The 25,262-nt window shown below is 67.2% G+C and carries 23 protein-coding genes; 13 read left to right on the top strand and 10 right to left on the bottom strand.

Annotated features, from left to right (window positions below; genetic code table 11):
- Window positions 1–123 precede the first annotated feature (123 nt).
- Genes E0E05_RS07425 through E0E05_RS07410 form a run of 4 tightly spaced genes read left to right on the top strand, consistent with a single transcriptional unit; the run spans window position 124 to window position 4,188 of the window.
- Window positions 124–1,083, top strand: coding sequence for an aspartate carbamoyltransferase catalytic subunit (locus E0E05_RS07425; RefSeq protein ID WP_131616136.1), 960 nt, complete (start codon window positions 124–126; stop codon window positions 1,081–1,083).
- The gene (locus E0E05_RS07420; RefSeq protein ID WP_131617942.1) at window positions 1,083–2,381 is read left to right on the top strand and encodes a dihydroorotase; all 1,299 of its coding nucleotides are present in this window, start codon (window positions 1,083–1,085) and stop codon (window positions 2,379–2,381) included. Before E0E05_RS07425 ends, E0E05_RS07420 begins: the two co-directional genes overlap by 1 nt.
- Window positions 2,382–2,399: 18 nt before the next feature.
- Window positions 2,400–3,008 carry a glycerol-3-phosphate 1-O-acyltransferase PlsY gene (gene plsY / locus E0E05_RS07415; protein WP_131616135.1) on the top strand — a complete coding sequence of 203 codons (609 nt, stop codon included), beginning with the start codon at window positions 2,400–2,402 and terminating at the stop codon, window positions 3,006–3,008.
- A gap of 13 nt (window positions 3,009–3,021) precedes the next feature.
- On the top strand, window positions 3,022–4,188 hold the full coding sequence (locus E0E05_RS07410; RefSeq protein ID WP_244597998.1) for a DNA-processing protein DprA: 1,167 nt from the start codon (window positions 3,022–3,024) through the stop codon (window positions 4,186–4,188).
- On the opposite strand, the gene E0E05_RS07405 is transcribed toward E0E05_RS07410, so the two are convergent.
- Window positions 4,150–4,353: a hypothetical protein gene (locus E0E05_RS07405; protein WP_131616134.1), complete on the bottom strand. Its 204-nt coding sequence runs from the start codon at window positions 4,351–4,353 to the stop codon at window positions 4,150–4,152. The genes E0E05_RS07410 and E0E05_RS07405 overlap by 39 nt on opposite strands.
- Window positions 4,354–4,591: 238 nt before the next feature.
- Between E0E05_RS07405 and topA the strand changes: the two genes are divergently transcribed.
- From topA to rpmG, 5 genes are all read left to right on the top strand, one after another.
- Window positions 4,592–7,231, top strand: a complete 2,640-nt coding sequence (gene topA / locus E0E05_RS07400) for a type I DNA topoisomerase (protein WP_131616133.1) — start codon at window positions 4,592–4,594, stop codon at window positions 7,229–7,231.
- A complete protein-coding gene (rnr, locus tag E0E05_RS07395; RefSeq protein ID WP_131616132.1) occupies window positions 7,224–9,506 on the top strand; it encodes a ribonuclease R in 2,283 nt (760 codons plus the stop codon). The genes topA and rnr overlap by 8 nt, the downstream gene beginning before the upstream one ends.
- On the top strand, window positions 9,503–9,958 hold the full coding sequence (locus tag E0E05_RS07390; protein ID WP_131616131.1) for a DUF983 domain-containing protein: 456 nt from the start codon (window positions 9,503–9,505) through the stop codon (window positions 9,956–9,958). The genes rnr and E0E05_RS07390 overlap by 4 nt, the downstream gene beginning before the upstream one ends.
- A gap of 21 nt (window positions 9,959–9,979) precedes the next feature.
- Window positions 9,980–10,627, top strand: coding sequence for an NUDIX hydrolase (locus E0E05_RS07385; protein ID WP_131616130.1), 648 nt, complete (start codon window positions 9,980–9,982; stop codon window positions 10,625–10,627).
- Window positions 10,628–10,752: 125 nt separating this feature from the next.
- The gene (gene rpmG, locus E0E05_RS07380) at window positions 10,753–10,920 is read left to right on the top strand and encodes a 50S ribosomal protein L33 (RefSeq protein ID WP_131616129.1); all 168 of its coding nucleotides are present in this window, start codon (window positions 10,753–10,755) and stop codon (window positions 10,918–10,920) included.
- Window positions 10,921–11,000: 80 nt separating this feature from the next.
- Here rpmG and E0E05_RS07375 read toward each other — a convergent pair whose 3' ends face one another.
- Window positions 11,001–12,377, bottom strand: coding sequence for a PleD family two-component system response regulator (locus E0E05_RS07375; protein WP_131616128.1), 1,377 nt, complete (start codon window positions 12,375–12,377; stop codon window positions 11,001–11,003).
- A 38-nt stretch (window positions 12,378–12,415) separates the two neighbouring features.
- Window positions 12,416–12,787 (bottom strand): response regulator, encoded by a 372-nt coding sequence (locus E0E05_RS07370; RefSeq protein ID WP_131616127.1) that lies wholly within the window; start codon window positions 12,785–12,787, stop codon window positions 12,416–12,418.
- 115 nt (window positions 12,788–12,902) lie between these two features.
- Between E0E05_RS07370 and E0E05_RS07365 the strand changes: the two genes are divergently transcribed.
- From E0E05_RS07365 to E0E05_RS07355, 3 genes are read left to right on the top strand one after another with little or no spacing between them, the layout of a single operon-like run.
- Window positions 12,903–13,229, top strand: coding sequence for a DUF3572 domain-containing protein (locus tag E0E05_RS07365; RefSeq protein ID WP_131616126.1), 327 nt, complete (start codon window positions 12,903–12,905; stop codon window positions 13,227–13,229).
- A gap of 48 nt (window positions 13,230–13,277) precedes the next feature.
- The gene (locus tag E0E05_RS07360) at window positions 13,278–14,582 is read left to right on the top strand and encodes a DNA polymerase IV (protein ID WP_131616125.1); all 1,305 of its coding nucleotides are present in this window, start codon (window positions 13,278–13,280) and stop codon (window positions 14,580–14,582) included.
- A 39-nt stretch (window positions 14,583–14,621) separates the two neighbouring features.
- Entirely contained in the window at window positions 14,622–15,095 is a 474-nt protein-coding gene (locus E0E05_RS07355) for a YaiI/YqxD family protein (protein WP_131616124.1), read from the top strand.
- Between the two features lie 6 nt (window positions 15,096–15,101).
- On the opposite strand, the gene E0E05_RS07350 is transcribed toward E0E05_RS07355, so the two are convergent.
- Window positions 15,102–15,872 carry an SDR family oxidoreductase gene (locus E0E05_RS07350; protein WP_131616123.1) on the bottom strand — a complete coding sequence of 257 codons (771 nt, stop codon included), beginning with the start codon at window positions 15,870–15,872 and terminating at the stop codon, window positions 15,102–15,104.
- A gap of 91 nt (window positions 15,873–15,963) precedes the next feature.
- On the opposite strand from E0E05_RS07350, the gene E0E05_RS07345 reads away from it, so the two are divergent.
- Window positions 15,964–16,929 carry a LysR family transcriptional regulator gene (locus tag E0E05_RS07345; RefSeq protein ID WP_131616122.1) on the top strand — a complete coding sequence of 322 codons (966 nt, stop codon included), beginning with the start codon at window positions 15,964–15,966 and terminating at the stop codon, window positions 16,927–16,929.
- On the opposite strand, the gene dnaE is transcribed toward E0E05_RS07345, so the two are convergent.
- From dnaE to mce, 6 genes are all read right to left on the bottom strand, one after another.
- Window positions 16,926–20,390, bottom strand: coding sequence for a DNA polymerase III subunit alpha (gene dnaE, locus E0E05_RS07340; RefSeq protein WP_428977601.1), 3,465 nt, complete (start codon window positions 20,388–20,390; stop codon window positions 16,926–16,928). The genes E0E05_RS07345 and dnaE overlap by 4 nt on opposite strands.
- Before the next feature lie 397 nt (window positions 20,391–20,787).
- A complete protein-coding gene (locus E0E05_RS07335; protein WP_428977596.1) occupies window positions 20,788–21,480 on the bottom strand; it encodes an ABC transporter ATP-binding protein in 693 nt (230 codons plus the stop codon).
- Window positions 21,480–22,706: a lipoprotein-releasing ABC transporter permease subunit gene (locus E0E05_RS07330; protein ID WP_244598057.1), complete on the bottom strand. Its 1,227-nt coding sequence runs from the start codon at window positions 22,704–22,706 to the stop codon at window positions 21,480–21,482. Before E0E05_RS07330 ends, E0E05_RS07335 begins: the two co-directional genes overlap by 1 nt.
- Window positions 22,707–22,809: 103 nt before the next feature.
- Window positions 22,810–24,135, bottom strand: coding sequence for a proline--tRNA ligase (gene proS / locus E0E05_RS07325; protein ID WP_131617940.1), 1,326 nt, complete (start codon window positions 24,133–24,135; stop codon window positions 22,810–22,812).
- 392 nt (window positions 24,136–24,527) lie between these two features.
- A complete protein-coding gene (locus E0E05_RS07320) occupies window positions 24,528–24,806 on the bottom strand; it encodes a DUF1467 family protein (protein ID WP_131616118.1) in 279 nt (92 codons plus the stop codon).
- A 34-nt stretch (window positions 24,807–24,840) separates the two neighbouring features.
- The gene (gene mce, locus E0E05_RS07315) at window positions 24,841–25,254 is read right to left on the bottom strand and encodes a methylmalonyl-CoA epimerase (RefSeq protein WP_131616117.1); all 414 of its coding nucleotides are present in this window, start codon (window positions 25,252–25,254) and stop codon (window positions 24,841–24,843) included.
- Between the last annotated feature and the right edge of the window lie 8 nt (window positions 25,255–25,262).

Here is a 25,262-nt window from a genome sequence, read left to right as displayed (position 1 = left end):
GCCAAACCTAACCCAAGCGCCGCGCGCTGCGAATGGCCCGTGTCCGATGGCGGCAAAAACCTGTCGACCGGTCGGCGGACCGCTTGCGGGCCGGTGCGATAGCGCTTATGCGACCCATTCAGCATGGACAGCCCGCAAGACCTTCCGATCTTCGCCCGCCGGCACCTTCTGGGCATGGCAGGGCTGAACTATCCGGACATCGAAACCCTGCTCGACCGGGCTGACCGCGCCGTGGACGTTTCGCGCCAGCGCGACAAGAAGCGGGCGACGCTGCGCGGCCTCACCCAGATCAACCTGTTCTTCGAGGCGTCGACCCGCACCCAGGCCTCGTTCGAACTGGCCGGCAAGCGCCTCGGCGCGGACGTGATGAACATGGCGGTCGCCTCCTCGTCGGTGAAGAAGGGCGAGACGCTGATCGATACGGCGATGACGCTGAACGCCATGCACCCCGACATTCTGGTGATCCGGCATGGCGCGGCGGGCGCGGCCGCCCTTCTGGCGCGCAAGGTCGCCTGCTCGGTGATCAATGCCGGCGACGGCGCGCACGAACACCCCACCCAGGCGCTGCTCGATGCGCTGACGATCCGGCGCCACAAGGGTCGGCTCGACGGGCTGACGGTGGCGATCTGCGGCGACATCCTGCACAGCCGCGTGGCGCGCTCGAACATCATCCTGCTGAACACGATGGGCGCACGGGTGCGCGCGGTCGGTCCGTCGACGCTGATGCCAGTGGGCATCGCCGAGATGGGCGCCGAGCACCATGTGCGCATGGCCGACGGGATCAGGGATGCCGATGTGGTCATGATGCTGCGTCTGCAGCGCGAGCGCAAGGCCGGCGCGTTCGTGCCCTCGGTGCGCGAATATTTCCGCCATTACGGGCTCGATGCGCCGACGCTCGCCCATGCCCGGCCCGATTGCCTGGTCATGCATCCGGGGCCGATGAACCGGGGCGTCGAGATCGCCTCGGAGATCGCCGACGGGCCGCAATCGGTGATCGAGGAGCAGGTCGAGATGGGCGTGGCCGTGCGCATGGCGGTGATGGAAGCGCTGCTCGACCCGCGCAAGCCGGAGACGCCGACATGATGGCCCCCGCTTCCGGTACCGAGGTCTACCAGAACGCGCGCATCGTCGATCCATCGCGCGGCATCGACGAGACCGGTACGCTGATCGTCACCGATGGCGTGATCGCAGCCTGCGGCGCGGGTGCGCGCAATCAGGGCATGCCGGAGGGTGCGACGACCATCGATTGCGCCGGCCTGACGCTGATCCCCGGCCTGGTCGATATGCGGGTGCATGTCGAGGAACCGGGCGGCGAGCACCGCGAGACGATCGCCTCGGCCTGCGAGGCGGCGGCTGCGGGCGGCGTGACCTCGATCGTCATGATGCCCGACACCCATCCGGTGATCGATGATGTGGCGCTGGTCGAGTTCGTGCTGCGCACCGCGCGCGAGACCGGCACGGTCCGCGTCCATCCGGCGGCCGCGATCACGGTCGGGCTTGCCGGCGCCGAGATGACCGAGATCGGCAATCTGAAGGCGGCGGGCGCGGTCATGTTCACCGACGGGCGCGCGACGATCGCCAACGCCGCCGTGATGCGCCGCGCGATGACGTACGCGCGCGATTTCGGCGCGGTGATCGCCCACCATACCGCCGATGACGAACTGATCGGGCGCGGCGTCATGAACGAGGGGCTCTTCGCGAGCCTGCTCGGTCTGCCCGGCATCCCGCGCGAGGCCGAACTCTTGCCGCTCGAACGCGATCTGCGCCTGGCGCGGCTGACGGGCGCTGCCTATCACGCCGCCAAGATCTCCTGCGCCATGTCGGCCGACGCTGTCCGCGCGGCCAAGGGCGAACGGCTCGATGTCACCGCCGGCGCGTCGGTCAACCATCTGTCGCTGAACGAGAACGATGTCGGCGAGTACCGCACGTTCTTCAAGCTGGCGCCGCCGCTGCGCCACGAGGACGACCGGCTCGCCATGGTCGAGGCCCTGCGCGACGGCACGCTCGACATCATCTGCTCCGACCACGACCCGCAGGACGTGGACACCAAGCGCCTGCCCTTCGCCGAGGCCGAGGACGGCGCGGTCGGGCTCGAGACGATGCTGAGCGCGGCGCTGCGCCTCTACCACTCGGACGAGGTGCCGCTCATGCGCCTGATCGAGGCGATGAGCACGGCGCCGGCCCGGCGCCTTGGCCTGGATGCAGGCACGCTCGCGCCCGGCGCGCCCGCCGATTTCGCGCTGGTCGATCTCGACGCGCCCTTCGTGCTCGATCCGGCCGATCTGAAATCGCTGTCCAAGAACACGCCGTTCGACGGGGCGCGCTTTTCGGGCAGGCCGGTGCGCACGGTGGTTGGCGGCCGTACCGTGTTTGCCGCATAGTCGGCACGGGAGGCGATCATGGAACTGGCCACGGACTGGAGCATCTTTGCGATCCTCGTCGCGCTCGCTGGCGGCTATCTGAGCGGGTCGATCCCGTTCGGCCTGCTGCTGACGCGCGCGGCCGGGCTCGGCGATATCCGGTCGATCGGATCGGGCAATATCGGCGCGACCAACGTGCTGCGCACCGGCAACAAATGGCTGGCCGCTCTCACGCTGCTGCTCGACGCGCTCAAGGGGCTCGTCCCCGTCGTGATCGGCAAGGCGTTCGGCCTGGAGGCCGCGCTCGCGGCCGGCCTTGGCGCGTTCGTCGGCCATCTCTACCCAGTCTGGCTGGGCTTTCGCGGCGGCAAGGGCGTTGCCACCTTCGCCGGCATCTCGCTGGGCTATTCATGGACCGTGCTGCTGCCGTTCGCGGTCGGCTGGCTGGTGACCGCGTTCGCCACCCGCTATTCATCGCTTGCGGCGCTCGTCGGCGTCGCGGTGACGACCCTGACCCTGTTCCTTGTTGGCCAGACCGCGCTCGGCTGGCTATACGTTCTGCTGACGGCGCTTGTGGTCTTCAAGCATCGCACGAACATCGCAAGGCTGCGCGCCGGCACCGAAAGCCGGATCGGCCAGAAGGGGTGACGGGGGAGACGCATTGCCGGAAGGCGAGCAGGCCGATACCGAAGCCGACCCGATCCGGTTCGAACTGTCCGACAGGCAGCGGATCGCCTGGCTGCGCCTTTGGCGGACGGACAATGTCGGCCCGGCGACCTTCCGCGACCTGATCAACCATTGCGGCTCGGCCGAGAACGCGCTTTCCATGCTGCCGACGCTGGCAACGCGCGGCGGGCGCCAGCGTCATCCGCACATCCCCTCCGAAGACGAGGCCGAAGCCGAACTGGCCGCGATCGCGCGGCACGGGGCGCGCCTGATCGGCATCGGCGAGCCGGACTATCCGCCGCTTCTGCGCCTGTCCGACCAGGCGCCGCCGTTGGTGACGGTCAAGGGTGATGCCGCCGTTCTGGGACAGCCGTGCGTGGCGATCGTCGGCTCGCGCAACGCCTCGATGGCCGGGCTGACGATGGCGCGGCGCCTCGCCGCCGGTCTCGGAGAGGCCGGCTACGCGGTCGCCTCGGGCCTTGCGCGCGGCATCGACGCGGCCGCGCACGAAGCAGCGCTGGAGACCGGAACCATCGCCGTGCTCGCCGGCGGCCCGGACCGCCCCTACCCGCCTGAGAACGTGCCGCTTCTCGAACGAATCGAGACCGGGGGGCCGAGCTGCTCGATCACCGAAAAACCGTTCGGCTGGCAGCCGCGCTCAAAGGACTTTCCGCGCCGAAACCGGATCATAGCAGGGCTGTCGATCGCGCTCGTGGTGGTCGAGGCCGCCGCGCGATCCGGCTCGCTGACCTCGGCACGGCTGGCCGGCGAACTGGGCCGGCTCGTCCTTGCCGTGCCGGGCTCGCCGCTCGATCCGCGCGCGCACGGCACCAACACGCTGATCCGCGACGGCGCGACGCTGGTGCGTTCGGTCGACGACATCGTCGAGGCGATCGCGCCGCTCGACCCCGAGGCGGGCCTCTATCAGCCGCCTCCGCCACCGATCGACATGCCTTCACCCGGCGAGCCACCCCCCGGCGACGATGCGCGAGAGCGCGTGATCGCGCTTCTGGGTCCCGCGCCTGTGCCGGTCGACGATCTGATCGCGGAGGCCGGTGTCGGCCCGGCGCAGATGGCGCTGATCATCATCGAACTCGACCTTGCCGGTCGCATCGAGCGTCATTCAGGCAATCGAGTTTCGCTTCTGCTCGGAGACCCGTAACGGACGTTCGCCGCGCACGATGTCGCTGGCTTCGATATATGCCATCTCGATCATGTAGGTCAGGAGATCGCTGCGCTCGGCCTCGGCCATGGTGCGCAATTCGCCAAGCATGGCCTGAATATAGCGGATATTGTCCATCCGCGATGGACTGGTCACATCTGACACGACTCATTCCTCACCCGACGACATCGCGTAGCATGTCGCAACAATGGCAGACTATGTTACCTCTGGTTGTAATTCAAGCCGAACACGCCATTAACTGCACGCTTAAGGTGTGCTCCGAAGGGCGCGCAATGACCTGCGGACGGGCACAAATGCGCCGGTCGGGCCTTGACCGGACGGCACAGCGCGGCCATGTCCGTGCCGCCGCGCCGTGCAGAAGGCGCCTGTTTGCAGGTCGTTCATGGAAGTCGTTGTCGTCGAATCGCCAGCCAAGGCGAAAACCATCAACAAATATCTGGGGTCGGGCTACAAGGTCCTGGCCTCGTTCGGCCATGTCCGTGATCTGCCCGCCAAGGATGGCTCGGTCAAGCCCGAGGACGACTTCGCCATGTCCTGGCAGGTCGACACCGCCTCCAACAAGCGGCTGAACGAGATCGCCTCGGCGGTCAAGGCGGCCGACGGGCTCATTCTCGCCACCGACCCCGATCGCGAGGGCGAGGCGATTTCCTGGCATGTGCTGGAAGTGCTCAACAAGAAGAAGGCGCTGAAGGACAAGCCGGTCAAGCGCGTCGTCTTCAACGCGATCACGAAGAACGCGGTTCTCGACGCCATCGCCCATCCGCGCGACATCGACGGCCCGCTGGTCGACGCCTATCTGGCGCGCCGGGCGCTCGACTATCTGGTCGGCTTCACCCTGTCGCCCGTCCTCTGGCGCAAGCTGCCCGGCGCCCGTTCGGCCGGCCGCGTCCAGTCGGTCGCGCTGCGTCTCGTCTGCGACCGCGAAACCGAGATCGAGCAGTTCAAGCCCGAGGAATACTGGTCCATCCTGGCGCAGCTGAAGACGGCGGCCGAGGCGTCCTTCACCGCCCGGCTGACCGGGTTCGACGGCAAGAAGCTGACCAAGATGGGCGTCAAGGACGGCGACACGGCCGGCGCCATAAAGGCGATGCTGGAGGCGGCCAGCTTCAAGGTCGCAAACGTCGAGGCCAAGCCGGTCAAGCGCAATCCGCCGCCGCCCTTCACCACATCGACGCTGCAGCAGGCCGCCTCGGCGAAACTGGGCTTTGCGCCGGCGCGCACGATGCAGATCGCCCAGAAGCTTTACGAGGGCGTCGATCTGGGCAGCGAGACCGCCGGCCTGATCACCTACATGCGGACCGACGGCGTGCAGATGGCGCCCGAGGCCATCGACAGCGCCCGGTCTGCGATCGGCGAGCGGTTCGGCGGCAGGTTCGTGCCCGAAAAACCCCGCTTCTATTCATCCAAGGCAAAGAACGCGCAGGAAGCGCACGAAGCGGTGCGACCGACCGATTTCACACGGGCGCCCGATGCGATCCGTTCCGTGCTGACCGACGAACAGTTCAAGCTCTACGATCTGATCTGGAAGCGCGGCATCGCCAGCCAGATGGAACAGGCGCGGCTCGAACGCACGACCGTGGACATCCTCGCCGAAGGCAACGGCAAGCGCGCCGAACTGCGCGCGACGGGCTCGGTCGTCACCTTCGAGGGCTTTTTTGCCGCCTACACCGAACACCGCGACGACCAGAAGGCCGATGACGAGGACGGCGACGACAATCGCCTGCCGCCGATGGCCGAGGGCGAGACCTGCGCGCGCGAGGCGATCGAGGCGAACCAGCACTTCACCGAGCCGCCGCCGCGCTTCACCGAAGCCTCGCTGATCAAGAAGATGGAGGAGATCGGCATCGGCCGGCCGTCGACCTATTCGGCGACGGTCTCAACGCTCAAGGATCGCGACTATGTGCGCCTGGACAAGCGCGCGCTGGTGCCCGAACCCAAGGGCCGGCTGGTGACGGCGTTCCTGCAGGACTTCTTCGAGCGCTACGTCGAATATGATTTCACGGCCGACCTTGAGGAAAAGCTCGACCTGATCTCCGACGGCAAGCTTGCCTGGAAGGACGTGCTGCGCGATTTCTGGCGCGATTTCTCGGCCCATGTCGACGAGACCAAGGAACTGCGGATCGCCAACGTGCTCGATGCGCTCAACGAGCGGCTCGAACCGCTGGTCTTTCCAAAGCGCGAGGACGGATCCGATCCGCGCATCTGTCCCAAATGCGGCACCGGCCAGCTCAGCCTGAAACTGGGCAAGTTCGGCTCGTTCGTGGGATGCTCGAACTATCCCGACTGCAGCTACACGCGCCAGCTCGGCCAGGAAGGCAATGGCGAGGCCGATGCCTTCGCCGACGGCCCGCAGGTGCTCGGCAAGGACCCGTTCACCGGCGAGGAGATCACCCTGCGCACGGGCCGGTTCGGGCCGTACGTGCAACGAGGCGAAGGCAAGGAGGCCAAGCGCACGAGCGTGCCGAAGGGCTGGAAGCCCGAGGAAATCGACCATGAAAAGGCGCTGGCGCTGCTGTCGCTGCCGCGCGACGTCGGCGCCCACCCCGAGACCGGCAAGATGATCTCGGCCGGGCTTGGCCGCTACGGCCCGTTCGTGCTGCATGACGGCACCTACGCCAACCTCGAAAGCGTCGAGGAGGTCTTCTCGGTCGGGCTGAACCGGGCGGTCACGCTGATCGCCGAAAAGAAGGCCAAGGGCGGCGCGCGCGGCCGCGGCGCGGCGGCGCTCAAGGAACTTGGCGAGCATCCGCAAGTGGGCGGTCCGGTCACAGTCCATGACGGCCGCTACGGGCCCTATGTCAAGCATGGCAAGATCAACGCCACCATCCCGAAGGGCACGGACCCGATGAGCGTCGACCTGCCAAAAGCGGTCGAACTGATCGCCGCGCGCGCCGAAAAGGCGGGCAAGAAAGTCGCGGGCCCGTCCGGCGCAAAGAAAAAGGCGACGGGCAAGAAGAAGGCGGCGCCGAAGAAGGCGACAGGCAAGGGCAAGGCGGCCGCTTCGGCCTCGGCCGATGAGTAAGGCCGCTCGCCCCAAAGGCACGCCATCGCGCGAGGCGATCGCCGCCTTCGTGCGCGACAATCCGCAAAAGGCCACCAAGCGCGACATCGCCCGCGCCTTCGGGCTGAAGGGCGGCGCGCGCGTCGCGCTCAAACACGTGCTGCGCGAACTGGAAGAAGAGGGGCTGATCGAAAAGCGCGGAAAGCGCCTTGCAACGCCCGGCTCCCTGCCCCCCGTGATGGTGCTCGAAGTGACCGGCCGCGATCCGGACGGCGGCCTTCTGGCGCGCCCGATCGAATGGGACACCGAACGCGGCGCTGTTCCGCGCATCGCCATCGCGCCGCCCAAGAAGGGTCGCGCCAAGGTGATCGTGCCCGGCGTCGGCGACCGGGTGCTCACGCGCATCGGCGAACAGGCCGAGGACGGCGCCTATGCCGGCCGCGTCATCAAGCGGCTCGACAGGAAGAAGGCGGCCGTGCTCGGCGTCGTTCGCCGCACGGACAAGGGCGGCTACCGGATCGAGCCGACCGAGCGCAAGCAGAGCGAGATGGAGGTCGACAAGGCCGATCTGGGTGGGGCGAAACCCGGCGATCTGGTCGAGGTCGAGACGACACGCTCGGGCCGGCATGGGCTTTCGAAAGCGAAAGTGCTCGAGGTGATCGGCTCGCTGAAGAGCGAAAAGGCGGTCTCGATGATCGCCATCCACGCGCACGGCATTCCGCACATCTTCCCCGACGAGGTTCTGGCCGAAGCCGAGGCGGCGAAACGGCCGAAGCTCAAGCCGCCGCGCGAGGACTGGCGTGATGTGCCGCTGATCACAATCGATCCGGAGACCGCCAAGGACCATGACGACGCCGTCCATGGCGCGCCCGACGACGATCCCAAGAACCCCGGCGGGCACATCGTCACGGTGGCGATCGCCGATGTCGCCCATTTCGTGCGGCCCGGCTCGGCGCTCGACCGGGAGGCGCAGAAGCGCGGCAACTCGGTCTATTTTCCCGACCGTGTCGTGCCGATGCTGCCCGAGCGCATCTCCAACGATCTGTGTTCTCTGCGCGAGAACGAGGACCGGCCGGCGATGGCCGTGCGCATGGTCTTCGACGCGAGCGGGCGCAAGACAACGCACAGTTTCCACCGCATCATGATGCGCTCGCACGCCAAGCTGTCCTACGAGCAGGCCCAGCAGGCGATCGATGGCGCGCCCGACGAGACCGCCGCCCCGGTGCTCGACACCATCCTCAAGCCGTTGTGGGCGGCGTACCGGTGTCTGCTGAAGGGCCGCAAGGACCGCGAACCGCTGGAGCTGGACATTCCCGAGCGCGAGATCGTGCTTGGCGAGGATGGCACGGTCGACAAGGTCGTCGTGCCGCCGCGTCTGGACGCGCACAAGCTGATCGAGGAATGCATGATCCAGGCGAACGTCGCCGCCGCCGAGACGCTGGAGAAGAAGAAGCAGGCGCTGGTCTTCCGCATCCACGACGCGCCGGCGCTCGCCAAGCAGGAGGCGCTGCGCGAATTCCTCAAGACCCTCGACATCCCGCTGGCGCGCGGCGCCCAGCTCCGCCCGTCGGCGTTCAACGCGATCCTCGATCGGGTCGAGGACACCGATCACTCGCCGCTGGTGCACGGGGTGGTGCTGCGCTCGCAGAGCCAGGCCGAGTATTCGCCGGACAATATCGGTCATTTCGGCCTGAACCTGAAGCGCTACGCGCATTTCACCTCGCCGATCCGGCGTTATGCGGACCTGATCGTCCACCGCGCGCTGATCCGGGCTCTCGGTCTGGGCGACGGCGGCGACGAACTGCCCGAGATGGAGCTCGACCAGCTGCGCGAGATCGCCGGGCTGATCTCGTCGGCCGAACGGCGTGCGGTCAATGCCGAGCGCGACACGGTCGACCGGCTGATCGCCGAACATCTGGACGGGCGCGTCGGCGAGACGTTCGACGCGCGCGTGTCGGGCATGACAGGTTCGGGCCTTTTCGTGACGCTCGACGCCTATGGCGCGGACGGGTTCATCCCCGCATCGAAGCTGGGCGAGGACTATTATCGCCACGACGAGGCGTTGCACGCGATGGTGGGCGAACGCACCGGTCAGGGCTACAGGCTGGGCGATGCGGTCGAGGTGCGGCTCGCCGAGGTGCAGGCGCTGGCCGGCGCGATCCGCTTTGACATGGAAAGCGATCCGCGCGATCTGGGCAAGACGATGAAGTCGCGCCACAAGGCCACACGCGGACAACGCAGCGGGCGACCCGCGCGGCGCAGCCAGCGCGCGGGCCGAGGGAAAGGCAAGCGATGAGCGGGACGTTCCGGACGCAGAGTTTCGGCGGCGCGGGCCTGGAGCCGCGTCGGCCCCTGTTCTCGGCGATGTGGCGCGGCGCCAAGGGTCGTTGCCCGAACTGCGGCGAGGGCGCCCTGTTTCGCGCCTATGCGAAGTCGGTCGACCGGTGCGGCCATTGCGGCGAGGAAATCCTCCATCACCGCGCCGACGACCTGCCGGCCTATCTGAACGTGTTCATCGTCGGCCACATCGTCGTCGCCGGCTTCCTGCTCGTCGAGCGCGTGACGGACTGGCCCGGCTGGGCGCATCTGGCGCTGTGGATCCCGGTCACGATCATCATGGCGCTGGCGCTGATCCCGCCGATCAAGGGCGCGGTGATCGGCCTGCAATGGGCCAACCGGATGCACGGCTTCGGCGGCGAGACCGACGACGTCGCCGACCCCGACATCGATCCGCGTCAGCACGGCTGACGATCGCATGCCGGCCCGCCGATGACGCAGCGCCCCGCCCTCCGGCCCGCCGATGCCGCCTCGCTGATCCTGGCCGACATGACCGGCAAGGATCCGCTGTTCCTGATGGGCCGACGCTCGGGCGGCCATGTCTTCATGGCGCACAATCGCGTCTTTCCCGGTGGCAGGGTCGAACGGTCCGACAGCTTCGCGCGGACGCCGGACGCACTGGCCACAGCCGACATCGAACGGCTGGCCGACGAGCTGGGCGGCCGCAGCCGATCGCGACGGGCGGCCGCCTTCGGGACATGCGCGCTGCGCGAGGCGCACGAGGAAACCGGCCTGCTGCTCGCGGGCGCGGCCCTTCGCACGCCGATCCGCTATGTGGCGCGGGCGATCACCCCGCCCGGTCAGGTCCGTCGCTACGACACGCGCTTCTTCCTCGCCTCGGTCGACCGCGCCCGGCTCGATTATGCGTCGACCGACGGCGAACTGGCCGACATCGGCTGGTATCCTCTGCCGAGGGAGGACGATGACGCGGTGCACCAGATCACGCGGGTGATGATGCGGCTGTCGCACGAGCGGCTGTGCGCCGATCCAGCTCTGGCCTCGGACGCGCCGGTGCCCTGCTTTCGGGTTCGAAACGGCCGGCGCATCGTCGAATATCCGGCGGACGGCGCGTTTCCCTGAGCAGCCCGCCGGCCTTGACTTTTTCCCGCCGATGGGTCATCTGCCGCCAGACGCCGGGCCGCCTTCGCGCGCGCCGGCTTTGTTTTTGTCCGACAGCACCGGCACCGTTCGAGAGGCGCATCACCATGGCCAAGGCCACAACCATCAAGATCAAGCTGCAGTCGACGGCCGATACGGGCTTTTTCTACGTCACCAAGAAGAACAGCCGCACGATGACCGAGAAGATGGTCAAGCGGAAGTACGACCCGATCGCCAAGAAGCACGTCGAGTTCAAGGAAGCCAAGATCAAGTAGGGCTTCGCCCCACCCGTCCTGGACTTTTCCTGCAAACCGCCGTGGCGCCCTGCCCCGGCGGTTTTCTCATTTCAGGCGATCTACGCGGCCTTGGCAATAACCTTGTTCCGACCGCCGTTCTTGGCTTCGTAGAGCGCGAGATCGGCTTTCTTGATCAGGGCCGCGCCATCTTCTGCGGATGAGGGATCGAGCGTTGCGACACCGAGCGAGGCCGTCACCGCGATCTTCGAGCGGTCGGCGCCGACCGCGAACGGCGTCTCGGCGACGTCGAGCCGAAGCCGCTCGGCGATTTCGGCGGCCATCACCGCCGACGTGTCGGGCATGACGATCACGAACTCCTCGCCGCCGAACCGGCAGACCAGGTCCAGGCCGCGTACCTGACCGCGCAGGCGGCGGCCGAACTCGCGCAGCACCTCGTCACCACCATCGTGGCCGTGCGTGTCGTTGACGGCCTTGAAGTGGTCGATGTCGGTGATCAGCAGCGACAGCGGGCGGCCGCGCTTGCGGGCGCGGTCGACGAGCGATTGAAGATGGGTGTCGAGATAGCGTCGATTGTGCAGGCCGGTCAGCCCGTCGGTGACGGCAAGTTCGATCGATTCGGCGACGTTGGAGCGCAGCCCGTCATGATAGGCCTTGCGGCGCACCTGGGTGCGCAGGCGCGCGACGAATTCGTTGGCGTCGACCGGGCGGACGACGAAATCGTTGACGCCCAGCTCGAGCGCGCGGGCGATCAGCGTATCGTTCTCGGTGTCCGAGGACAGGATGATCGGCAGGAAGCGCGTGCGATCCAGCGAGCGAAGCTGGGCGATCACGCGCAGCGGATCGAAGGTGGCGAAGTCGGCCGAGACGATCACGCACTCGAAACCGCCCTCGGCGGCGGCGAGCACGCCCTCCTGCGGATCCCTGACGTGGTGCAGATTGGCGACGCCGCGCAGAATGCCGCTGTATCGCTCGAAGACCGAGGCGCGTTCGTCGATCAGCAGCACCTCGGCGCGGGCTTCGGGCTTTGTGCCGTGGCGCCGCAGCAGTTCCTCTATGGCGATGTCGCGCGTGGTGTGGGCGCGCAGACGCAATTCGTCCGTCAGCATCTTCAGCCGGGTCAGGCTCTTGACGCGCGCCAGCAGCTGAAGCTCGTTGACCGGTTTGGTCAGGAAGTCGTCGGCACCGGCCTGAAGACCCCGCACGCGGTCCTCCATCTGGTCGAGCGCGGTGACCATGACCACCGGAATGTCCATCGTCCCCGGATCGGCCTTGATGCGCCGGCAGACCTCGAACCCGTCGATCCCCGGCATCATGATGTCGAGCAGCACGATGTCGAAGCTTTCACGCGCCAGCGCCTCGAGCGCCTGATGGCCGTCAAGCGCGGTGGCGACCTCGTAATATTCCATCGTCAGGCGCGCGTTGAGCAGATCCAGATTGAGCTGGTTGTCGTCGACGACGAGGATGCGTGCGGTCATGTCGGCTCCATGCGCGAACGGCCGGCGCCATGCGGCGCTCAGGCGTCGCCAAGATAGGAGCGAATCGTTTCGATAAACTTAGGGACCGAGATCGGCTTGGAGATATAGCCCTCGCAGCCACCCTGGCGGATGCGCTCCTCGTCGCCCTTCATGGCAAAGGCGGTCACCGCGATCACCGGGATCGGATGAAGATCATCGTCGGCCTTGAGCCATTTCGTCACTTCCAGGCCCGAGACCTCGGGAAGCTGGATGTCCATCAGGATCAGGTCCGGCCGGTTGGCCCGCGCCAGATCGAGCGCCTCGAGCCCGTTGCGCGTGCGCACGGTCTGGTAGCCGCTGGCTTCGATGATGTCGCGAAAGAGCTTCATGTTGAGCTCGTTGTCTTCTACGATCATCACGGTCTTTGTCATATCGAACCCCGTTGGCGGTCGGTCTGTGTGAGAGAATCGCCGCACGGCACATTGTGCCCAAGCCGTCCCGGACTTGGCTATAGAAGCATTTGATTGAAAAAGAGCGAAAGCCGGCATGCAAAGGCAGTCCGATCACCAGGCCGCGCACGGCGCGGCGATAAACGCAGACGGGTCGTCGATCGCGATCGCGGCGCTTTCCTGGATTTCCGCCGACGGCGAGATGATCAGCCGCTTCTGTGCGCTGACCGGCATCGAGCCCGGCCAGATGCGCCAGGCGGCGAGCGAGCCGGGGTTTCTGGCCGGGGTGCTCGAATTCCTCCTGGCGCATGAACCCACGCTGATGCGCTTTTGCGACGACAACGGCATCGAGCCGGCGACCGTCCAGCGCGCCCACGCGGAACTCGCCGGTGGCGCCGTGCCCGGCCCCGGCGACTTCGTCTGACCGCGCAAAGCGCTCACGGCCGCTTGGCGTTCGTGCTATGTTCAAGCCATGACGATGCCGCGCGCCGACAACGCCTTCTGCCGCGACTGCCTGGCCCCCGCCGAGGCTGACGAGCGACGCTGCCGCCGCTGCGGCAGCCCGCGCATGGCGCGCCACGCCGAGCTTTCGGCGCTGTCGATCGCCCATGTCGATTGCGATGCCTTCTATGCAGCCGTCGAAAAGCGCGACAATCCCGATCTGGCCGACAAGCCGGTGATCATCGGCGGCGGCAGACGGGGAGTCGTTTCAACGGCGTGCTACGTGGCGCGGATAAATGGCGTGAAGTCTGCCATGCCGATGTTCAAGGCGCTCAAGGCGTGCCCGGACGCGGTGGTGATCAAGCCGAACATGGAGAAATATGCCGCCGTCGGCCGGCAGGTGCGCGCGCTGATGGAGGAACTGACGCCGCTCGTCGAGCCGCTGTCGATCGACGAGGCCTTCCTGGACCTGACCGGCACGGAGCGGCTGCACCGCGACACGCCGGCGCGCACGCTCGCCCGCTTCGCAAGGCGCGTCGAGGACGAGATCGGCATCACCGTTTCGGTGGGCCTTTCCTATTGCAAGTTCCTCGCCAAGGTGGCCTCGGACCTCGAAAAGCCGCGCGGCTTCTCGGTGATCGGTCAGGCCGAGGCGATGACGTTCCTTGCCGGGCAGCCGGTGACGCTGATCTGGGGCGTCGGCAAGGCGTTCGCCGGCGTGCTCGAGCGCGACGGGATCGCGCGCATCGGCCAGCTCCAGACGATGGACGAGACAACCCTGATGAAGCGCTATGGCGTGATGGGCCGGCGGCTCTATCATCTGGCGCGCGGCGAGGACACGCGCCATGTCGAACCGCGCGGCGGCGCCAAGTCGATCAGCCACGAGACGACGTTCAACGAGGACCATGCGGACGCCGAAACGCTGGTGCCGGTGCTGCGGTCGCTGACCGAGAAGGTTTCGGCGCGGCTGAAGGCAAAAGGGCTGGCGGGACGCACGGTGACGCTCAAGCTCAAGGACCGTGACTTCCGGTCCAAGACGCGCAACCGCCAGCTCCCCGATCCCACTCAGCTTGCCGACCGCATCTTCCGGGCGGCGCTGCCGCTTCTTGAAAAGGAACTGGACGGGACCGCCTATCGCCTGCTCGGCGTCGGGGTCGCCGATTTTGCCGACCCGGCGCGGGCCGATCCCGACGATCTGATCGATGTGAGCGCGGCAAGACGCGCCAAGGCCGAACGCGCGGTCGACGCGCTGCGCGGCAAGTTCGGCGAGCGGGCCGTCGAGACCGGCTACACGTTCGGCACCGATCATCGCGGCCGGCCGCAGCGCGACGGATAGCGGCTTGCGCGCGCCGGCCATCGCCCCGATAAGGCCGTCATGCAGACCGACCGCCCGGCCCCCCTGATCCTCGTCGACGCCGATGCCTGTCCCGTCAAGGACGAGGTCTACCGGGTCGCCGAGCGCTATGGCGTGGCGGTGACGATCGTCGCCAACAGCTTCATCCGGATCCCCGACGATCCGCTGATCGACCGCGTCATCGTCTCGGACGGGTTCGACGCCGCGGACGACTGGATCGCCGAACGCGCAGGCGACCATGTTCTGGTGATCACCGCCGACATCCTGCTTGCCGAGCGCTGCCTTGCCGCCGGCGCGGCGGTGCTCGGCCCCAAGGGCGTGCCTTTCACCACTGCCTCGATCGGCAACGCCGTGGCGACCCGAGCGATCATGGCCGATCTGCGCGCCGGCGGCGAACAGATCGGCGGGCCGGCGCCGTTCACGCGCGCGGACCGTTCGCGCTTCCTGCAGGCGATGGACGCCGCCGTGCGCCGGCTGAACAAGCCCCGCGAATGAACCGAGTCAGGCCGGCGGCAGTCCGATCGCGGCGCGCGCCTCGGCATCTGTGCGCAGCTTGAGATCGCCGCCGAGATAGTCGTCCGCCCCCTCGCCGGCCAGCCAGACGATGGCGCGGCCGATCCATTCGGGCGGCGCATGCGCGTCCGGGTCCATCTGCGAAACCGGATTGATGCCGGAGGCCTTGATGTCGACCTGCATCTGGGTGGCCACCGTGCCCGGGCTCAACCCCACCGAACGGATGCCGCTTTCGCCATGCTCCTTGTGCACGGCGCGCGTCAGCATCAGGACGGCCGCCTTGGACGCGCAGTAGTGGCTCCAGCCCTCCATCGGCCCGTAGGCCGCGCCCGAGGAGATGTTGATGATCGTGCCGCCGCCCTGCCGCTCCATCGCCGGCAGCACGGCACGAATGCCGTGATAGACGCCCTTGACGTTGACATCGATGGCCGCGCCCCACGCCTCCGGATCTGATTCAGAAAGCCGGGCTATCGGATTGATAACACCGGCATTGTTGACGAGCAGGTCGACCGTGCCGAACGCGTCGAGCGCGCGATCGACGACAGCCTTCACCGAAGCGTGGTCGGCGACGTCGCAGGTCATAGCGATCGCCTCGCCGCCCGCCTCGGCGATCTCGGCGGCGATGCGCTCGATGTCGGCAGCCGACCGCGCCGCGAGGACGACGTTCATGCCGGCTGCGGCAAGCTCCCGCGCGGCGGCTTCGCCGATGCCGCGCGAGGCGCCGGTGATGATGGCGGTTTTCTGCGAGAAGTCTGTCATGATGGCCTCCGGTCTGCAGGGGCAGGATCGCGCGCCGCGCGTCCCGGATAAACCCTCGCGCGCGCATGAAATTCATGCAAGTTTCGCATGAATGGATACCGAAGACCTTCAGATGCTGCGCGAGGTTGTGCAATATGGGAGCTTCGCCGCCGTGGCGCGCCGTCGGACCATCGATCCGTCGGTGGTCTCGCGCACGATATCGAAGCTCGAACGCACGCTTGGCGCGCGGCTCTTCCATCGCACGACGCGCAGCCTTTCGCTGACCGAAACCGGCGCGCGCTATCTGGCGCGGATCGAACCGGTCCTGGACGAGCTTGCCGCGGCGGGCGAGGCCGCGACCGCCGCCCGGGGCGAGCCGGAAGGCACGCTGCGGATGACTGCCTCAGTCGCTTTCGGCGTCCACTTGCTGACGCCGCTGGTGGCCGGTTTCCGCGCGCGTTATCCGCGCCTGAAGCTCGAACTGGAACTGAGCGACACGATGCTCGATCTGGTCGAGAACCGGATCGATCTTGCCATTAGGCTGGCGCCGGAGATCGATGCCGACGTGATCTGCAGCCGGCTCATGCCGACCCGCTACCGGGTGGTCGCCTCGCACGACTGGCTTTCGGCCAACCCCGTGCCTCACGAGCCGGAAGACATTGTGCGAACCGACTGCGTGCTCTTTTCCATGCCCGCCTATCGCACGCGATGGATGTTCCGGGACACGCATGGCCGCGTGCAGGAGGTGCCGGTGCGCGGCGGCGTCTTCAGTTCGAGCGCGCTGCAGGTTCGCGAACTGATGCTCGCCGGCGCGGGGCCCGCGCTGCTTGCCGACTGGCTGATCGCCGACGACCTCGCCGCGGGGCGCTGCCGGGACCTGTTCCCCGCACATGACGTGGCCGCGACCAGCTTCGACACGGCGGCATGGCTGATCTATCCGAGCCGTCAATTCCTGCCACGCAAGACGCGCGTGATGATCGACCATCTTCGCGAGACGGTGGCGCACGGAAGCCAGCCGGAGACGGACGCGGTCGGCCGCGAACAGGAGTCAACAGCCGGCGCCACGGTTGCCACCTAGACGAGTTCGACGTCGACCACGCCGGGCACCGCCTTGATGGCGCTGGCGACCGGGCCGGAAACCGAATACTGGCCGGGCAGTTCGATTTCGACCTCACCCGCCCCGTCCGGCTTGATGACGATCAGCGACACCGGGCTCGGCCCATTCTGGCGCAGCTGCCGCGCCACGGACCGCGCCGGCGCCGCATCGCGCATGAACACGCGCAGCATGTGGGCTGCATCGGCGCCGGCGTGCTCGTCGAGCGCGCTGAGCGAATTGAGCGTCAGCGAGATGGAATCGTCGTCACGGTGCCGCACGCCGACGGTCAACACGAAGCTTCGGCCCGGCTCGGCCGCATCGGCGAACTGTTCGAGCATCTCCGAGAACATGACGACTTCATACTGCCCGGTCGGATCGGACAGGGTCAGGATGCCCATCTTGTTGCCGTTGCGGGTGCGGCGCACCTGCTTGTGCGCGACGGTGCCGGCAAGGCGGCCGGCGGTCGCGCCATGGCGGATCGCCGCGGCGAAATCGGCGTAGGCCTGAACGCGCCTCTTTTCGAGGATGGGCGCGTAGGCGTCGAGCGGGTGGGCGGAGAAGTAGAAGCCGATCGCGCGCAATTCGCGCATCAGCCGTTCGGCATCCGGCCAGTGCGCGTCGGCGGGCAGAGACAGGCGTTCGGGCTGGCTCGCCTCGACAGCGCCGAAGATGTCGCCCTGCCCGCTTTCGGCCTCGTCGGCGACACGCTGAGAAAGGCCCAGGATCCGGTCGAGCCCGGCGGCGAGCACCGCCCGGTCGTGGCCGAAGCAGTCAAGCGCGCCCGCATCGATCAGCGCTTCGAGAACGCGCCGGCCGACGATCTTGGGATCGATGCGCCGGGCGAAATCCTCAAGGCTGTCGAAGCCGCCGTCCGGCCGCACCGCCACGATGTGGTCGACGGCGGCATCGCCGACGCCCTTGATCGCCGACAGCGCCCAGAAGATGCGCCTGTCGCCGACCTCGAAAGCGCGGAACGAGGTCTGCACCGAGGGCGGCACGACCGTGATGTCGAGCCGTTCGGCATCGCGGCGGAAATCGTTCAGCTTGTCGGTGTTGGCCATGTCGTAGGTCATCGACGCGGCGAGGAACTCGACCGGATAATGCGCCTTCAGATAGGCCGTCTGGTAGGCGACCATGGCGTAGGCGGCCGCGTGCGACTTGTTGAAGCCGTAGTCGGCGAACTTGGCCAGCAGGTCGAAGATGAAGTCGGCCTGCGCCTTGGAGACGCCGCGCTCGACGGCGCCCTCGACGAAGCGCACCCGCTGCTTGTCCATCTCGGCGCGGATCTTCTTGCCCATGGCGCGGCGCAGAAGATCGGCTTCGCCGAGCGAATAGCCGGCCAGAAGCTGGGCGATCTCCATCACCTGCTCCTGGTAGACGATCACGCCCTGCGTCTCCGCGACCAGATGATCGATCTTCGGATGGATCGAGGCGATCTGCTCGTCACCATGCTTGCGCGCATTGTAGGTGGGGATATTGTCCATCGGACCGGGCCGATAGAGCGCGACCAGCGCGATGATGTCCTCGATGCGGTCGGGCTTCATGCCGACCAGCGCCTTGCGCATGCCCGGGCTTTCCACCTGGAAGATGCCGACGGTCTCGCCGCGCGCCATCATCTGGTAGGTCGGCGGGTCGTCGAGCGGCAGCGCCGAAAGATCGATCGTCTCGCCGCGCCGGGCGATCAGCCGCACCGCCATGTCGAGCACGGTCAGCGTCTTTAGGCCGAGAAAGTCGAACTTGACCAGCCCGGCATCCTCGACCCACTTCATGTTGAACTGGGTGACCGGCATGTCCGAGCGCGGGTCGCGGTAGAGCGGAACGAGCTGTGACAGCGGCCGGTCGCCGATCACGATGCCGGCGGCGTGGGTGGAGGCGTGCCGGTAGAGCCCTTCGAGCTTGAGCGCCATGTCGAGCAGCTGGCCGACGATCGGTTCGCGCTCGCGTTCCTCGGCGAACTTGGCCTCGCCGGCGATCGCATCGGCCAGCTTGGTCGGGTTCGCCGGGTTGTTCGGCACCAGCTTGCACAGGCGGTCGACCTGCCCATAGGGCATTTCGAGCACGCGCCCGACATCGCGCAGCACCGCGCGCGCCTGCAGCGTTCCGAAGGTGATGATCTGGGCAACCTGGTCGCGGCCGTACTTGTCCTGGACGTAGCGGATCACCTCGTCGCGCCGGTCCTGGCAGAAGTCGATGTCGAAGTCGGGCATCGACACGCGTTCGGGATTGAGGAAGCGCTCGAACAGCAGCGAGAAGCGCAGCGGGTCGATGTCGGTGATCGTCAGCGCCCAGGCGACCAGCGAGCCCGCACCCGAGCCGCGCCCCGGGCCCACGGGGATGTTCTGCGCCTTGGCCCACTTGATGAAGTCGGCGACGATCAGGAAGTAACCGGGGAACTTCATCCGCGCGATGATCGACAGTTCGTGATCGAGCCGCTCGTCGTAATCGTCGCGGCTGTAGCCGTCGGCCAGGCCCTGATGCTCGAGCCGGGCGTTCAGTCCCTCGACGGCCTGGCGGCGCAACTCGTCCGCCTCGGCCTGTTCGGCCTCCTCGCCCGTCGCACCCTCGGGCACGGCGGCAAAGCGCGGCAGGATCGGCTTGATCTTGCGCGGGAACCAGGAACAGCGCCGGGCGATCTCGACCGTATTGGCGGTCGCCTCGGGCAGATCGGAAAACAGGGTGATCATGTCGGCGGGCGGCTTCAGCCAGTGATCGGCGGTCAGCTGGCGGCGATCGTCCATCGACAAAAGCGCACCCTCGGCGATGGCGATCAGCGCGTCGTGGGCCTCGAAATCCTCGCGCGCGAAAAAGAAGGCCTCGTTCGTGCCGACCAGCGGCAGCCGGTGGGCGTAGGCCAGTTCGACGGTGCGCGCCTCGACGGTCCGGTCCCAGTCGCCATGGCGCTGGAGCTCGACGTAGAGACGATCGCCGAACAGCGCGGCCAGCGATGCGAGCCGCTGCTCGGCGACCCTTGGCTGGCCGGCGGCGAGCGCGGAACCGACCGGCCCGCCCGGCCCACCGGTCAGCGCGATCAGCCCTTCGGCCCGTTGGGCGAGCCAGGTGTCGTGCACCCGCACGGCGTCGAGATCGTCTTCGTCCAGATAGGCGCGGCTGACCAGTTCGACGAGGTTGCGGTAACCGGTCTCGTCGGCGGCGAGCAGGACGATCGCCGGATCGGCATGGCCTGCCCGGCCGGCGCGGCCCCTGGTTTCCTCACCCTCGGCGTCGAAACGCAGACCAAGCTGGCAACCGATGATCGGCTGGATGCCGGCGCCCGACGCCTTCTGGGCGAACTCGAGCGCGCCGAACAGGTTCGACGTGTCGGTCACGGCGAGCGCGGGGGCGCCGTTGTGCTTGGCCCACTCGATGATCCTGTCGAGCTTCAGCGCGCCCTCGAGCAGCGAATAGGACGAATGCACCCGCAGATGGATGAAGCCCGGATCGATGAGGCCCGCTTCTGGAGCATCCGCCCCGGGCGCCTCGCCTGCGTTTGCGCGATCGTCCACACTGTCCATTGTTGTGCCTGCCCTTCGAGCGGCGCCGGAATCAGCGCCGCGTCACGGACCGATCGTCGTCCGGCCGGTCCGGCCTGTCCAGCCGGCCGGCGCGGCTATCCACCGTCGGCGTCACAGATAGCCGATCGCAAGGGCCAGCGTGGCGACGAAGGTCGCGATCGAGAAGAAAGCGGCGAAGTCGCGTGCGAGGTCGGTCATGTCTCACTCCCGTTCTGTCCTGTTGGCATTTTGTTCTATTTCTGTTCATGCGTCAACGGGTGCCCGACCGTGGCGGACGCGAACGGAAGGCAGCGTGAACAAAGAGTGAATGAATTGGCGCGCTAGCGGATCAGGCCGGCGGGTCGTAGGGCACGATGTGGCCATCGGCCATGGTGACGATCCGGTCCATCCGGCGGGCCAGCGCATGGTTGTGGGTGGCGAACAGCGCGGCAAGTCCCGACTGGCGCACCAATGCCTCGAGCGCCTCGAACACGTAGGAGGAGGTGTCCGGATCGAGATTGCCGGTCGGCTCGTCGGCAAGCAGGACAAGCGGCGCGTTGGCGACCGCGCGGGCAATCGCCACGCGCTGCTGCTCGCCGCCGGACAGTTCGGCCGGCCGGTGCGTGGCGCGCGGGCCGATGCGCATATAGTCGAGCAGTTCGTGCGCGCGGGCCTCGGCCTCGCGGCGCGGCAGACCGCGAATGAGCTGCGGGATCATGACGTTCTCGAGCGCCGAGAACTCGGGCAGCAGATGGTGGAACTGGTAGACGTAGCCGATGTCGTTGCGCCGGCGCGCGGTGCGCTCGCGGTCGGTGAGCGAGCCGCAGGGCTTGCCCGACAGGTAGACCTCGCCGCCGTCCGGCCGTTCGAGCAGACCGGCGGTGTGCAGCAGCGTCGACTTGCCGGCGCCCGACGGGGCGACGAGCGCGACCATCTCGCCGGGCATCAAGGCGAGGTCCGCCCCGCGCAGCACTTCGAGCTTGTGATCGACCTCCTGATAGGCGCGCTCGACGGCCTCAAGGCGCAGCACCGCGTCGGCCATCACTCGTACCTCAGCGCTTCGACCGGATCGAGCCGGGCGGCGCGGCGCGCCGGGATGATGGCGGCCAGGAACGACAGCGTCAGCGATAGGATGATGACCGCGAAGGTCTCGCCGGCGTCCATCCGCGCCGGTATCTCGGTGAGAAAGCGGATCGTCGGGTCCCAGACCTCGGCGCCGGAGGCCCAGTTCATGAAGCGCTGGATCGACTGTATGTTCCAGCACACGAGCACGCCGAGCAGCACACCCACGCCGGTGCCGACCACCCCGACCCCGGTGCCTGCCATGATGAAGATGCGCAGGATGGCCGACTGGCTGGCGCCCATGGTGCGCAGGATGGCGATGCCCCTGCCCTTCTCCTTGACCAGCATGATCAGGCTCGAAATGATGTTGAGCGAGGCCACCAGCACGACGATCGACAGGATCAGGAACATGGCGTTGCGCTCGATCACCAGCGCCGAGAAGAAGGCCGAGTTGCGCTGGCGCCAGTCGACCATGAAGATCGGCCGGTCCGCCGCCTCCTCGATCAGCGGCGCGAAAGCGTCGACCGCGTCGGGATCGTCGATGAACACCTCGATGAGCTGGGCGACGCCTTCCGAGTTGAAGTAGAGCTGGGCCTCCTCGAACGGCATGAAGATGATCGAGGAATCATATTCGCTCATCCCCATCTCGAAGATCGCCGCGACCGGGTAGGTCTTCACGCGCGGCGTGGTGCCGAACGGGGTCACATCGCCTTCGGGGGAGACCAGGGTGATCGAATCGCCGGCGATCAGCCCCATGCTGCGCGCCATGCGGCTGCCGATCAGGACGCCATCTCCGGACGCAAAAGAGACCAGCGATCCTTCGACGATGTTCTCGGAGATCGAGGTCAGGCCATCGAGATCCTGGGTCCGCACGCCCCGCACCAGCGCGCCCGTTCCGGCGCCGGCATTGCCCGAGGCGAGCGTCTGCCCCTCGATCAGCGGCACGGCGATCTTCACGCCGTCCACGCCCGAGATGCGGTCCGCGACCGCCGCATAATCGTCGAGCGGCCGTTCGACCGGCTGGATGATGACGTGCCCGTTGAGCCCGAGGATGCGGTCGAGCAGTTCGGCGCGGAACCCGTTCATCACCGCCATGACGATGATCAGCGCGGCAACGCCCAGCGTGACGCCGACCAGCGAAATGATGGTGACGATGGACACCGCCGCCTCCTTGCGGCGGGGCCTGAGATAGCGCCAGGCGATCATCCGCTCGAAGGCCGAGAACGGGCCTGCGGCGCCGTCCTTGCGGGCGACCGCTGCGCCGTCCGCCGTGCCCGCCTTGTCGGCCGGAGCGTTCGCGTCCACCGGTTCAGGCTCCCGTGATGCGCGCGATGGCGGCATCGAGATCGAGCTCGTGCTTGTCGCCGGTCGCGCGGTGCTTGAGTTCGACCGTGCCCGCCTTGACCCCGCGCGGACCGATGATCAATTGCCAGGGCAGGCCGATCAGGTCGGCGGTGGCGAACTTGGCGCCGGGCCGCTGGTCGGTGTCGTCATAGAGCGGGTCGACGCCGGCCTCGCCGAGCGCGGCGTAGGCGCGTTCGGACCAGTTATCGCAGGCTTCCTCGCCCGGTTTCATGTTGATGACGACCGCGCCGAACGGGGCGACGCTTTCCGGCCAGATGATCCCGTTATCGTCATGGGATGCCTCGATGATCGCGCCGATCAGGCGCGAGGGGCCGATGCCGTAGGACCCCATCGAGACCGGCACCTCCTTGCCGTCCGGGCCGGCGACGGTCGCGCCCATCGGCTCGGAATATTTGGTGCCGAAATGGAAGATGTGGCCGACCTCGATGCCGCGCGCGGAGACCTTGTCGCCATCGGCGATCTCCGCCCAGGCGGCCTCGTCGTGCATCTCGTCGGTCGCCGCGTAGGGCGTGGTCCAGCGCTCGACTATGGACGCGATCTCGGCATTGTCGAAGAAATCGACATCGGTGCCGGGCACGGGCATATCGAGGAACGTCTTCTCGCAGAACACTTCGGATTCGCCGGTATCGGCCAGGATGATGAATTCGTGACTGAGATCGCCGCCGATCGGTCCGGTCTCGGCGCGCATCGGGATCGATTTGAGGCCGAGGCGCTCGAAGGTGCGCAGATAGGCGATGAACATGCGGTTGTAGGAGGCCTTCGCGCCCTCATAGTCGAGATCGAAGGAATAGGCGTCCTTCATCAGGAATTCGCGGCCGCGCATGACGCCGAAGCGGGGGCGCACCTCGTCGCGGAACTTCCATTGGATGTGGTAGAGGTTGAGCGGCAGGTCCCGGTAGGAACGCACGTAGGACCGGAAGATGTCGGTGACCATCTCCTCGTTGGTCGGCCCGAACAGCATGGCGCGATCATGCCGGTCGCGAATGCGCAGCATCTCCTGGCCGTAATCATTGTATCGGCCGCTCTCGATCCACAGGTCGGCGGGCTGGATGGTCGGCATCAGGATCTCGATGGCCCCTGCCCGGTTCTGCTCCTCGCGCACGATCTGGTTGATCTTCTCGAGCACCTTCTTGCCGAGCGGCAGCCAAGAATAGATGCCGGCCGACTGCTGGCGGATCATCCCGGCGCGCAGCATCAGCCGGTGCGAGACGATCTCGGCTTCCTTGGGATTCTCCTTGAGAATGGGCAGAAAGTAGCGGGACAGGCGCATGGTCGGACCGATCGGAATGAGGGCCATGGAATCACCGCCGACAGCGGCGAAATTGGGGCCCTTCTAGACCGCGTCGCAACGAAACGCAAAACGCGACGCGCACCGGTCGCGCTTGTGTCGGCAGCGATATGAACCGGGCGCAATTGTGTCGCGAAAATCAAAAGTTAGCCGCAATTTACGGGTGACAAGCGCGCTTGTCATTGCTAGCTTCCCCGCCACGCTCGCAGGCGTTAGCGCGCCTGCGGCCACGGAACGGGTCAAAGTCTTGGGAGGAACTGGTTTTCGGGCGCTCCAAGGAGCCGCCGCTTCCATCGGGAAGAGAAGAAAATCACCCGTTTCGAAATGGCAGGACTTCGGTCCTGCCATTTTTTTGTGGCGACCGGGTCGCGCGATCAGCCCGGTTCGGAGAAGTCGGGGACGATCGACGGGATGTCATCGACGCTGAGCCCCATCGTCACCGTCAGCACGTAGAATATCGAGAACACGCCGATGGCGATTGCTGTGGTCAGCGCCACCTTGAAGCCGAGGCGCGGCGCGACAGGCGCGCCAGCTTCAGTGCCCGGCTCGACGCTGCCGTCCTCGGCCTGCGAGCGCACGCCGATCGGCAGGACGGCGAACAGCACGACCCACCAGATGATGAAGAAGATGGCGAATGCCGAGAGCCAGCCCATCACGAGGCTCCGCGCGCGCGACCGGCGGTGACAATCATCGGGCGGGCACCTCCTCGAGTTCGATCAGCGTGCCGTCGAAATCCTTGGGATGCAGGAACAGGACCGGGTTGCCGTGGGCGCCGGTCTTCGGTTCGCCATCGCCGAGCACGCGCACGCCTTGCGCCTTCAGCCGGTCGCGCGCCGCGATGATGTCGTCCACCTCATAGCACATATGGTGGATGCCGCCCGACGGGTTGCGTTCGAGGAAGGCGGCGATCGGCGATGTCTCGCCAAGCGGTTCGAGCAGTTCGGTCTTGGTGTTCTCGAGCTCCACGAAGACCACGGTCACGCCGTGCTCGGGCAGCGCCTGCGGCGCGGAGACGGACGCGCCAAGCGTATCGCGGTAGCGCGCGACGGCGGCGCCCAGATCCGGCACGGCGATGGCGACATGGTTCAGACGTCCAAGCATGCGGGCAC

Source organism: Roseitalea porphyridii (genome assembly GCF_004331955.1).
GTDB lineage: Bacteria > Pseudomonadota > Alphaproteobacteria > Rhizobiales > Rhizobiaceae > Roseitalea > Roseitalea porphyridii.
The sequence above is the reverse complement of the archived record's forward strand: the minus strand, read 5'-3'. Positions and strand labels throughout refer to the sequence as shown.